At 55.1% G+C, this 11,958-nt stretch carries 12 protein-coding genes; 1 reads left to right on the top strand and 11 read right to left on the bottom strand.

The genetic code is table 11. From position 1 onward, the window contains the following. Nucleotides 1-333 precede the first annotated feature (333 nt). The 11 genes from GE107_RS08510 to GE107_RS08560 form a co-directional block, all read right to left on the bottom strand. Nucleotides 334-1,140: an Imm26 family immunity protein gene (locus GE107_RS08510; protein ID WP_219639255.1), complete on the bottom strand. Its 807-nt coding sequence runs from the start codon at nt 1,138-1,140 to the stop codon at nt 334-336. Between the two features lie 582 nt (nt 1,141-1,722). Beyond that, nucleotides 1,723-1,872: a 50S ribosomal protein L33 gene (gene rpmG / locus GE107_RS08515; protein ID WP_219639256.1), complete on the bottom strand. Its 150-nt coding sequence runs from the start codon at nt 1,870-1,872 to the stop codon at nt 1,723-1,725. A gap of 118 nt (nt 1,873-1,990) precedes the next feature. Further along, nucleotides 1,991-2,932: an alpha/beta hydrolase gene (locus GE107_RS08520; RefSeq protein ID WP_219639257.1), complete on the bottom strand. Its 942-nt coding sequence runs from the start codon at nt 2,930-2,932 to the stop codon at nt 1,991-1,993. A 179-nt stretch (nt 2,933-3,111) separates the two neighbouring features. Beyond that, a complete protein-coding gene (locus GE107_RS08525; protein WP_219639258.1) occupies nt 3,112-3,621 on the bottom strand; it encodes a GNAT family N-acetyltransferase in 510 nt (169 codons plus the stop codon). Then, the gene (locus GE107_RS08530; RefSeq protein WP_370636314.1) at nt 3,618-4,442 is read right to left on the bottom strand and encodes an ABC transporter ATP-binding protein; all 825 of its coding nucleotides are present in this window, start codon (nt 4,440-4,442) and stop codon (nt 3,618-3,620) included. Before GE107_RS08530 ends, GE107_RS08525 begins: the two co-directional genes overlap by 4 nt. A 64-nt stretch (nt 4,443-4,506) precedes the next feature. Next, the gene (locus tag GE107_RS08535; protein WP_219639260.1) at nt 4,507-5,304 is read right to left on the bottom strand and encodes an ABC transporter ATP-binding protein; all 798 of its coding nucleotides are present in this window, start codon (nt 5,302-5,304) and stop codon (nt 4,507-4,509) included. 2 nt (nt 5,305-5,306) lie between these two features. Beyond that, nucleotides 5,307-6,152 (bottom strand): ABC transporter permease, encoded by an 846-nt coding sequence (locus GE107_RS08540; protein ID WP_219639261.1) that lies wholly within the window; start codon nt 6,150-6,152, stop codon nt 5,307-5,309. 5 nt (nt 6,153-6,157) lie between these two features. Further along, a complete protein-coding gene (nikB, locus tag GE107_RS08545; protein ID WP_255570322.1) occupies nt 6,158-7,111 on the bottom strand; it encodes a nickel ABC transporter permease in 954 nt (317 codons plus the stop codon). Continuing rightward, the gene (gene nikA / locus GE107_RS08550) at nt 7,108-8,724 is read right to left on the bottom strand and encodes a nickel ABC transporter substrate-binding protein (protein ID WP_219639262.1); all 1,617 of its coding nucleotides are present in this window, start codon (nt 8,722-8,724) and stop codon (nt 7,108-7,110) included. The genes nikB and nikA overlap by 4 nt, the downstream gene beginning before the upstream one ends. A 32-nt stretch (nt 8,725-8,756) precedes the next feature. Further along, a complete protein-coding gene (locus GE107_RS08555) occupies nt 8,757-9,449 on the bottom strand; it encodes a class I SAM-dependent methyltransferase (RefSeq protein WP_219639263.1) in 693 nt (230 codons plus the stop codon). A gap of 247 nt (nt 9,450-9,696) precedes the next feature. After that, on the bottom strand, nt 9,697-10,788 hold the full coding sequence (locus GE107_RS08560) for a M24 family metallopeptidase (protein ID WP_219639264.1): 1,092 nt from the start codon (nt 10,786-10,788) through the stop codon (nt 9,697-9,699). A 287-nt stretch (nt 10,789-11,075) separates the two neighbouring features. Between GE107_RS08560 and GE107_RS08565 the strand changes: the two genes are divergently transcribed. Beyond that, nucleotides 11,076-11,885 carry a polysaccharide deacetylase family protein gene (locus GE107_RS08565; RefSeq protein ID WP_219639384.1) on the top strand — a complete coding sequence of 270 codons (810 nt, stop codon included), beginning with the start codon at nt 11,076-11,078 and terminating at the stop codon, nt 11,883-11,885. Nucleotides 11,886-11,958 lie beyond the last annotated feature (73 nt).

Below are 11,958 nucleotides of genomic sequence, written 5' to 3' on the forward strand. Positions count from 1 at the left end.
AGTCGGGGATTTTGCAAAAATAACGTCTCCGGAAGTTACTACAGCGTTCGTAGTCGGGGATTTCGCAAAAATAACGTCTCCGGAAGTCACTACAACGTTCGTAGTTGGGGATTTCGCAAAAATAACGTCTCCGGGAGTCACAACATCCTTCGTAGTCCGCAAAATCCGCTTCACAAAACGAGAAGAGCATCAACGAGAGCGCCAGAATCATATACGGCTCCCCTCTCTCTTCCCCAAAACCACGCCATGGAAACTTATACTTTTTATCAGGCAAATAAAGAACTGACCAAAAGTGGTAAAATCCACATTGGGTCAGTTTTTGATAAAGACCTACTATTGAATTGTAGCTCCCTTTAATAAATCATGTTTTTCTAATTCATCTTTAATTACTTCAATTGCTTCCTCATAGTTAATCACTCGGCAGAAAATGAACATTTCCCCATTGCCAATTTCCCCGCCGTCACAATCTCCAATTCCATTTACGCGTAGACGTTCATTCAGTAAATCCTCGATCAAATAACGTTTATCAAGATCCTCGGGAGCACCAAAGCCGCTTGAATTCAATTTGTAATGGATGGTGACGGTAATGGCGTCATCATCTTCATCAATATCATCTTCGGGCGGCGTGTGGCGCTGTGGGAGCTCATCTTTGGAAATCCATTTATCAGGGTCAAACAGTAGCTCGTCGTACGAATTGTCCCATTCTTTGTTTCCAAACCTTGCCACGGCAATACTATCAAATATATTTGATGTATAGTTCCCAGGGTAATCCAATTCGAGCAAGTCCTCTTTTGTTGCTTCCCTTAACAACTTACCATCATAATCAATGACATCTGGTTTTGGACCTGTAAGAAAATTGGGGAGTTTAATGTTTTTCAATACCACTTCTGTGTTACCAATAACTGACCAATCACCATCTTCAATTGAGAAATCATCAAGATGTGCAATTGCCAATATAGGCTTGCTTGTAATCGTTTCTAGGTCAGGGGTCGTTCCAGATTCAAAATCAAACAAAATATACAAATGTGAGTGCGACGCTGTGGAGTATGTTACAATTTGACCAAAGCAATTACAATTTTCTTGTATCGGAATGGCGAACACATCTCCAACTTGAGCTCTGATCTTTTTCCTTCTTGCCACCCTGGAATCACCTCTTCGATTTATTTTACTCTTGTATCACTGAAAGGGCTTTTCTATTGATGACTTTCCTGCTGTTGTCCTCTCCTTTACCAATGCTTGTGCTAAACTGTCCGTTATCAAATCTAGAGTTTCTTCGTTCGCTAGATTAATTCAGTTAATGCTATCTTTGCATCAATGAAATTTATATAGTGAGACAATAACTCTATCGCTGATATACATACAGATAGATCATTGTCAAAACTAAGTGCGTACGCAAATTCGCTATTCATGTAATGTTCGTCTCCCAGTATAAATCCACCAGGCATGATAATTATTTTAACCAACGCTTCGAATTAGCCGTAAGTTGATCGATCAGTTCAGGAAACTCAGCAACAACATGAATACTTTTCTAAGTTGTCGACTTCGAATATTCATTCTCCACTTAAAAGTAGTACTTTTCGACTATACAAGTGGCGTGTCGAGAACAGCAACATGTAAGTGATGGTACAAGGTTGTCATTCAATATGAGCGACGCTGTTTCTTATGTCATAATAAAAAAGCATTCGAACCCGTACAGGAACGAATGCTTCTAAACTTTCCAGTTTAACGCGTTTCGCGATGGATGGTGTACTTCTTCAATCGCGGACTGTATTTTCTCATTTCCAGGCGGCCTGGATGCGTCCTCTTATTCTTCGTCGTGGTATAATTCCGATCGCCGCATTCCGTGCAAGCCAAGGTAACGACAACTCTCATGAGTATCACCTCATTGTTTAATAAATCGTAACAATTACGATTAAATGATAAGGAATGCCGCCATCGTTGTCAATAGCGTCGCACCGCGAGCCCTATCGTCAGGCATCCTCAATCGTTTTTATCCGGCGTAAAACTTCAAATAGTCCCCGACATGGCTCATCCAATAGCCGGGATCGTGGCCGCCCCTTGGAATGTGCAGCTCCGCTTGCACGTTCCTGGAAGCCAGAAGCTGATAGAGCTTGATGGCACGCGGAGCAAAGAAGTCCGAGCCGCCGCAATCCAGGTAGACGGACAAATTGTTCAGATTTTCGGACAAGGCCAGCTCCATCGGATCCCGATGCTTCTTCGTCTCTCGATCCCCGAGCACCCATTCCTTCTGATCCCGATACTCGGTTGACTCTTCAAACCACAGTGCCGGGCTGTGTCCCCCAACCTTGCCGTACAAATCCGGATGCCGAAAAGCGATATGGAGCGCGGCGAATCCTCCCATCGAGATGCCCCCGATAAACCGGCTTTCCGCGCTCGGGTCTGCAGGGTAGTTCTGCTCTACATACTGCCGAACATCGTTAACGATATAATCCTCGTACCGTCCTTCATTCAACCCGATACCGTTCACCGAGGCGGGAGCGCTGGAGGAATTGATGCCGAAACTGTTGTCGATCTGCGGACTGACCACGATAAGCGCATCGATCTCTTCATCCATGATCATCCGGTCCGCAACATCGGGCAGTCCGCTATAGGGCAGCCAATCGGACGACGTGCCCCCGAATCCGTGCAGCAAGTACAGGACAGGATAACGCTTGTCAGCCGAATAATTCGGAGGAAGGTAGATATTGACGTCCATCTTCTTGCCCAGAGACTTGCTGTAAAATGAGGTTTTCTGCCATTGCACGCGTTCCGGCACCGGAGACGGCGTCTTGGACGAGGAAGAAGTGGCCGGGGAAACGGCATCCGCGGCATCGGAGGAAGGGGAGCTGCAGCCCATAAGGGCAAGCGTTACCACAACCGGGATGACCGAGCGGAACCATGCAAGCTTGTGCACCATCGTGACCATGCTCATCGGGCTCTTTAAACCTCCAATCCTTCTCCTCTTTCCATTAACCGCTATTTGCCGCAGCCGTGCAACCCCCCGGACGATACAAAAAAAACCATTATTCTGACCGGATACAATCCAGTCTATGGCCGACGACCTGTAACGAGAAGAGCTTCCCATGGGGTACCAGGGGAAGCTCTTCCGTTTCAACGGAGCTGTTTGCTCATATGCACGATCGATTCCGTCTCCTGGTAACGCGCGACATACCCCCGTGATAACCAGAACGGGAAACCTCCGGGCAAATCGGTGGACGTGTGCAAATAAGAGCTTTCGTAGCCGGCTTCCCGGATGAACGATTCCACCGCTCGGTACAATGCGGCACCGATCCCTTGCCGGCGCAGGCGGTCGTCGATATAAACCTTGGTCACCTCGCATACGCCATGGGGTTCAAGGAATGCGTTCACGAAGGGGAAGCGGCGATCATAATTACGCGCGGCCGCGGTCCCCACGATGGTGCCGCGATCGTCCGCCGCGATGTAGAAACAAGCGTCCAGCGGTTTGACGTATACGTCTTCAAACCGCTTCAGATCATCCGGTTCGGGGTTAAAGGCCCCCGGTGGATACAACTTCGCCATCGTCGGTATGAGGAAGGCGGCGATCTCGCGCACGTGAGCCGAGGTCGCCGGCAGAATGCGATATGCAGATGGGCCGATCATACGGAAACCGCCTCCCCGCTTTGAAGGGTTTCTTGATTTGTCGCGATTCGCTTGCGTCCGGACGGATGCTCCGGAAGCTGAGATTCCCAGAGTCTTCTCGATGCCGGATGCGACAAAGCTGCCAGTGTCTGAAGGTCATCCAGCCGCTCGACGATTTCGCCCCGGTCCATGACGACGAGACGATCGGCCAAATAACGGGCGGCCTTGATGTCGTGGGTGATGAACAGATAAGACAGCCTGAATTCCGACCTCAGCCGCCGAAGCAGCTCCAGGATCTGGGCCTGCAGCATCCGGTCGAGGCTGCTGACGGCTTCGTCCAATACGATCAGCTTGGGACGGAGCGCTAGTGCGCGGGCGATGCACAACCGCTGCTGCTGTCCCCCGCTGAACTGATGGGGCAGCTTCCCGGCATCCGCTTCGCACAGCCCGACCGCTTCGAGCCCTTCCAAACAAGCACGCTCCAACTCCCGCTTCGTCAGGCGTTCGTAGTTGCGCAGAGGTTCGGCGATGATTTGCCTAGCGGTCATCCTCGGATTCAGAGCCTCTCCGCTGTCCTGGAACACGGCCTGCAAGTCCCGGCGAAGCATGTGTCTCACGCTGGCCGGGCCATTCAGCCAATCCGTTCCCTGAAAACGAATGGCTCCTTCGTCCGGCCGTTCAAGACCGAGGATCAGCTTGCCAAGCGTACTCTTGCCGGAGCCGCTTTCCCCTGCGATGCCGAGGCACTCTCCGGGCTTCAGGTGCAAGGATACCCGGCGCAGCGCCGAGAACCGAAGGGGGGCACCCCACAAACGGCGTTCCACCATATAGGTTTTGCTCAAGTCCGAAACTTCCAATAACGCCATTCCCATCAACCTCGATTCAACATGCATAGTCGAGTTGGCCTTATCCGATGCGGGTTTCGAGAAGCAGCTTCGTATAAGGATGCTGCGGACGGTCGAAGAGCTGATACACGCCGGCCGATTCGACGATCCGGCCCCGGTGAATCACCGCGACCTCGTCGGCCAGCTCCGCGATGACGCCCAGGTCGTGGGTAACGATCACCAGCGCCGTCCCTTCCGATCGGCACAGCTGCTCCAGCTCCCCAAGGACATGGCGCTGGCTCGCAAGATCGAGCGCGGTCGTCGGCTCGTCCGCGAAGAGGACGTCGGGGCCGGACGAGAGGGCGATCGCGATCATCACGCGCTGCAGCATTCCGCCGCTGAGCTGGTACGGGCGCATCTTCATCAGCTCGGCCGGCCGGGGCAGGCCGATTCGCTCCAGGTGAAGGACCGCTTGCTCCCAAGCGTCTTTGCGCCTGATGGCGGTATGAGCCCGGATCGTCTCCGCGAAATGGTTGCCAATGGTCCGAATCGGGTTAAACGAGGCCATCGGGTTCTGCATGACTATGGATAACCGGGAACCGCGAAGACGGCGGCGATCCGCCGGGGAAAGCGAGAGCAGCTCGCGTCCCGCAAGCGCGATGCTTCCTTTGACCGCCGCGGCGCCAGGAGGCAAGAGTCCCATGCACGCCAGGCAAGTCATCGACTTGCCGCTGCCGCTTTCCCCGACGATACCCAGCACGGAACCGGAGCGGACTTGCAGGCTGATGTCGTCCAAAATCCGGATCGTCCCCGAATCCGCCGCAACGTCGACGGTAAGGCCGGATACCGACAGGATCGGTTCCTGAAGCTTGCCATTCATTTTCACCGCTCCTTGGGGTCGAAATGATCTCTCAGCTTCTCCCCGAGCACGTTGCTGCAGGTCACCACCGCGAAGACCGCCAGGCCGGGAAGCCACATCAACTCGGGGTGCTGACGCAGGTGCTGCCGCGCTTCGTTCATCATCATCCCCCACTCGGCCGTTGGAGCTTGCACCCCTAAGCCAAGGAACGACAGCCCCGTTACCTCTAGGATAACCGAGCCGAACTCGAGCGTGGCCAGCACGAGCAGCTGCGCCGATATGCCGGGCAGCACATGCCGCCATACGAGCGCCCAGCGCCTGGTCCCGGCGACCCGGGCCGATTGGTAATAGAGCCGAACCTTCACCTTCAGCACCATGCTCCGTACCATCCGCGAATAATAGACCCACTGGGAGAGCACCAGCGCAAGAATGAGATTCGCCGTTCCGGGACCGAAAATGCCAAGGAGGGCGAAAGCGAGCACGAGCGTCGGGAACGCCAGGAGAATGTCGCAGATCCGCATGAAGACGGCATCCAGCCAGCCTCCCCGGAGTGCCGTAATCGTCCCCGCGATCGCGCCGATGAAGAGGGTGGATACGATCACGGTCGCCGAGATCGCCAAGGAGGTACGGATTCCCATGAGCAAACGGGATAACGTGCACCTGCCCAAGTGATCGGTTCCGAGCGGGTACTGCAAGGATGCCGGGGCGAACTTGTTCATCATGTCAACCTGATTCGGATCGTTCGGAACGATCCAGGGGGCCAAAGCCCCGGCGATCGCGATGAGGGATAGGATCAACCCGCATCCGATCAGGATGGAAACGTCCCGTTTCCGCCGAAGGGCATGGCGAGGGGCAGCCCACACGTTCATTGCCGTTATCCCCCTTCCTTCCGCAGCAGCCGGGGATCCAGCATCCGGCCCGCGAGATCCACCGCGAGGTTCGTCAGAACGAAGACGACTGCCATGAGCAGCACGTAGCATTGAATGACCGGATAATCCCGGTTCAGGATCGATTCGATCAGAAACCGTCCCAGCCCCGGCCAGCTGAAAATCTGCTCCACGATGACCGTTCCCGCAAGCAAATAGCCGAAGCTGACTCCGACCGACGTAACCAGCGGCAGCAAGGAATTCGGCAAGACGTGCCGAAACAGGACGGCCGTGTCGCTAAGTCCCCGTGCCCTTGCGTAGAGAACGTAGGGCTCCTTCATGTTCTCCAGCATCGTTGTTCGCAGCAAACGGGAGAGCGTGGCGATGTTGGCAGCCGCTAACGTGATGGAAGGAAGCACGAGATGCTGCCAGCCGCCCCGTCCTTGGGTCGGAAACCAATCCAGCTTGACCGAAAAGGCATAAACGAGCAGGAAGGCCAGCCAATAGCGCGGCATCGAGGTTCCGAGGAGCGACAACGTGCGGCTCAGGCGGTCGATCCAGCCCCCCTTGTGCATGGCAGCCAGCGCGCCAAGCGGAATGCTGACAACGAGCGAGAGCAGGATGGCCGATCCTGCCAGCAGCAAGGTCGCGGGAAATTTGTCCCGAATATCCTCCCATACGGGCGTCTTGCCGACGAACGAGTTGCCGAAATCGAAGCGCAACGCCTTCCAGAGCCAATCGGCGTACTGAACCGCCAGCGGGCGATCGGTGCCCAGCTCTTTGCGCATGGAGGCGATCGCTTCTTCGGTAGGAGGCACGTTCGACATTCGCAGCGCGACCTCGGCCGGCTCCACTGGTACTAGCCGGACGAGGATGAAGGCGAGCAGGGAGATGCCGAGCAGGATGAGCGGCAGCCCCAGCAGCCGGTTTCGAACGTAAACCAAGAGCTGCCGGTCCATCATGGAGCGACGTCCAGCTCACCGAACGGAAAATCGTACTTCGTGGCCCCGAACTTTAGACCGCTCAAGTTCTTGTGGTGGATCGCGACCATGGCGTCGTAAGAGATCGGATAGAAGACGGCGCTCTCATGGATACTCTTGAAAATTTGCGCGTACAGCTCCCGGCGCTGCTGCTCGTCGGTGCTTTTCAGCACCTCCTTAGCCCAGGCATCGATTTGCGGCTTGGCCGGAACGCCCAGAAGCGCTTCATGGATGCCCGTTTTGGCTTGGGTGCTTGTCGTGACGAAGTTATGAGGGTCGTTCGGAACCCCGTATGTATTCCAGAAATTCAGGTGGTAATCGCCCGACTTCAAGCGGCCGTTGCCGACCATCAGCTCTTCTCCCTTGACGAGAACCTGGATGCCGATCTTGACCAGCTCGGCCTGAATAATCTCGGCCATCGGCTTCTGCACGGCGTCCGTACTGACATAGACCAGGTCAAGCGTCAGGGGTTTCCCGTCCTTCTCGCGGACGCTTTTCCCCGCGGGCAGCTTCCACCCGGCTTCCTCCAGCAAACGCTTCGCTTGCTCCGGATCGTACTCGTAAGGCTTCAAGTCGATGTCCGCATAAGGGAAATTGCGCGCCATGACGGTATCGGCTTTGCGCTCCAACCCCTGCGTGACGCTGTTCACCATCTTTTCCTTGTTGATGCCGTGCTGAATCGCCTGGCGAACGAGAAGGTCCGACGTCGGAGCTTTGGCGCTGTTGATGACGAAGGTACGCGTCGTCAGCGGCTCGGACGTCGCGGTGACATACTCCCCGGATTCTTTTAAATACTTATAGTTGTCCATGCTGATGATTCCACTTCCGACGATCATGTCCAGCTCCTTCTTCTCGAAGGCCGTAACCATCGTCTCCTGATCGGGGATGATGCGAACCTTGACCGAGCTCAGCTTCGGCTTCGTCCCCCAGTAGTTCTCGTTGCGGCTGAACACCGCGTATTCGTCCTTCTTGTACTCGCTCAGTACCCACGGGCCGGTACCGATCGGCTTCGCGATCGATTCCGACGTGCGGCCGTCGGCCGGGAAACCGGCATCCGCAAGGAACCGGAACGGCCGGACGAAGGCGAGCTCCTGCAGCAAGGGATAATACGGCTTGTTAAGAATCAACCGAACCGTGTAGTCGTCGAGCTTCTCCGTCTTCTCCATGGCGCCGACGATCCCCATCCAGGAGTGGCGCTCCTTGTTCGCCATGACGGCGTCGATGTTCCGTTTCACGTTATCCGCCTTGAACGCGGAGCCGTCGGAGAACACGACGTCGTGTCGGAGGTGGAACGTGTAGCTCAAGCCGTCCGGCGAGATCTCCCACTTCTCGGCGAGGCGGGGGACGATCTTTCCTCCTTCGGCATAATCGACCAACGGCTCATAAACCATGGCTTGCGCGAACATTTGACTTGGCGAATACAGGTGCGGGTTTAGCGGGCCCACATCGACGTTCCAGGCGATCGTGACGGATTTGCCCGCGGTTTCATTCTTCGCTTGCTCTTGGTCGGAACCGGCCGAAGAACAGCCGGTAAGGATCAGGGCCATCGCCAAGCCGCCCAGCAGAAGCCCTTTCATTCTCGGTAAGAAAAACATTAAATAAGCTCCTTTCGCAATCGTTTCGTCGTTTACGCTTCGGCAGGGGCCGTGAAGCGGAAGATATACATCTGCTCGTATTCGAATAGCATCCGATCGGAAACGCAATTGAACCATCTTTCCTCACCGGAAACGGCGACGTAGCCTTGGGGCAGCATCCTTCGGATTCCGACTTGAAATCCTTCATCCAGGAAGGCACCCGCAATGTCGTCGAGCGTATGCTCGTTCATCGGCAGGGAGCCGTGCCGGTTGATTTTCTCGCGGATGGACGGAAGGCTCGGATTGCCCGCGTAGTCCGAATAGGTCGCGTAGTACACGCCGCCCGGCTTGAGGGCTTGCTTGATTTTCCAAGCATGCTCCCGAAGGTCCGAGATGAGGTAGATAACCGAAATGCTGATCGCCAGATCGAACCGGTGACGGTACTGCTCGGGAGTCGAGGTCGCTTCGTAATGGATCGGCAGGTTCCCTTTCCGCTTATTGGCGATCTCCACCGAACGACGGGCCAGATCGATGCCAATGCCGCTCCGGAACGGTCTTTCTCCGTGCAGAAAACGCAGGAAGCCGCCTTGATTGCAGCCGAAATCGAGAATCGTATCCTCGCTCAGGTCTTGCTCCTCTACATACTGGAGCACCTTGCGCCAATGAACTTGATGGCCGTCCTCCATCCGCTGCTCGCCGCTCTCCGGCTCCGTCCACCATACGTCGTACAGCTGACTGCCGCTCATCGGTTGTTCCCATCCTTTCGTTAATCGTAATTGTTACGCTCTAAATAACCGTAATGATTACGATTATAGTGCAAAAGTTGGTTTTGTACACCATTTTTTAGCGAGCTTGGCTGCCGGCCCCCTCCTTACAAAACAAATAGGCGGACGAGTGTTGCTTGAAAATCGAGTATGAGACCGTGAATGTACATTCTGAATCTGAACGTCGAAAGAGCTTCCCGCAGCGGGAAGCTCTTTGTTTACTTGTCGCTCATATCCCGATGACCGTCAATTCCTTAGGAAAAGAGGTCATCACCTCGGCGCCGTTCGCCGTCACCAGCACATTGTCTTCGATCCGGACGCCGCCGAGTCCCGGGATATATATACCCGGCTCCGCGGTGAACACCATTCCCTCGCGGACCGGATCGGTATTGTTCCCATGAATGGACGGATATTCATGGATTTCGAGTCCGAACCCGTGCCCGGCACGGGTGATGAACCATTCACCATACCCTCTGCTCCCGATGACGCTCCGGGCTGCCGCGTCCAAGCTTCCGAACGCGACGCCCGGACGGACGGCTTCGATCATGCTGCGGTTCGCCTGAAGAACCGCGTCGTAGATCTCCTTGCGCTTCCCGCCGATTTCGCCGACGGCAAACGTACGCGTCAAGTCCGAAGCATAACCGCCCACAAACACGCCCGCATCGAACAGCAGCAATTCCCCTTCCCGAATCGGGTCCGCCCCGGGCACGCCATGCGGCAGCCCCGACTTCTCGCCGGCCAGCACCATCGTATCGAAGGACGGCCCGTCCGCGCCGTAACGTTTCATGCGGTATTCCATCTCGGCAACGAGATCGAGTTCGGTGACTCCGGGCTTCACCAGTGGAAGGGTATCCCGGAATACGTTCTCGATGCAGACGATGGCGCGCCGGATCGCGGCGATTTCCTCGCTGCTCTTGATCACGCGAATCCGGGCCAGCTCGTCGTCCACGCCGACCGCCTGCTTTGCTCCCGTTATTTCCATGATCGCCTGGTATCGCTTAACGTTCATATGCTCTTCCTGGATGCCGATTCGAGCGATCCCGTCGGGTAGACGGCCCTTCAGCACCGAGTAAGGATCTTGACCGTCTTCATGAGCATGGATGGAGCCCAAGCTCGCCGACCGCACCGCCTTCTCCCGGTCCAGCGCCGGCACGCACAGAAACGGCTCTTCTCCCTTCACGCAGACAAGCGCCAAGAACCGTTCGTGCGGATCCGTGTAGAAGCCCGTGAAATAATAAATCAGTTTCGGCAGCGTAATGAACGCCGCATCCAGCGATTTCTCCTCGAGCACGCCGTAAAGCCTCTTCAACCTGTCGTTCATCATCCTTCACCAGCCTTTCTCGATTTCACGGTCTATCTGTCAGAGCCGACTTCTCGTTTATGATTAGAAAGCGGGTCGACATTAATATTCAAAAATACATAATATGCATGAAAAAAATGTGCAATTTTTTAGGTATACAAACGCAATTCAATTTCCTATCCTTAAAAAGAGTTTGGCAGTTCATCCGTTGAATGTAAAGAACCCTGGATACACTTCAAGCTAAATAACATACCGAAGCGCGATCCGGTTCAAGAGGGATTTTAATACTCACTCTAGGAGGAGTCATGATGGGAAACGTGAGCATTCGATTCGACCGGTTTCCGGGAGGGCTTGGCAAGGCGGTCGTGCTTAGTTTTGACGATGGCCGCGAGCAAGACAGGAGGCTGGTGCAGGCGTTTAACCGATATGGCCTCAAAGGAACGTTCCATCTGAATTCCGGTAATTTCGGCAGGGAAGGATACATCCGTGCCGAAGAAGTGGCGGACTTATATCGCGGCCACGAGATCTCGGCCCATACCGTCACGCATCCGTTCCTGGAGCAGTCTCCGGACGACCAGATCGCGGAGGAGCTGATTGCGGACCGCCGTAATTTGGAAGCGATTGCGGAATATCCCGTACGCGGCATGAGTTATCCGTTCGGCACCTACAACGACCGCGTCGTGCACGCGCTGCCGGTGCTCGGTATCGAATATGCCCGCACCGTCCAGAGCCACGGCGGCTTCCACATGCCGGATGATCCGCTGAGATGGCATCCGACCTGCCACCACAAGGACATGGTCGAGAAAGCGGAACAGCTGCTGTCCTCCAAACCATACTTCAGCCGGATGGAGCTTTTGTTCATTTGGGGTCACAGCTACGAGTTCGACCACGATGACAACTGGGAGCTGGTAGACAAGACGGGAGAGATGCTCGGCGGCGAGGAGTCGGTCTGGAAAGCGACGATGACGGATATTGTATCCTATCAGAATGCGCTCAAAGCGCTCCGTTTCTCGGTTGATCGAAGCATGGTGCATAATCCGAACGCTCTTGATGTTTGGGTTAGCGCGGACGGCGAAGCCGTCCGTATTGCGGCAGGTGAAACGAAAAGGCTGAGATAGCAATGTCTAAGCCGGTTATGGACGCGTGCTTGTATGACTGCTTAATTCGTTGGTTTCGAGTAGAATGCATCTT

Source organism: Cohnella sp. CFH 77786, from assembly GCF_019400745.1.
In the GTDB taxonomy this organism is placed as follows: domain Bacteria; phylum Bacillota; class Bacilli; order Paenibacillales; family Paenibacillaceae; genus Cohnella.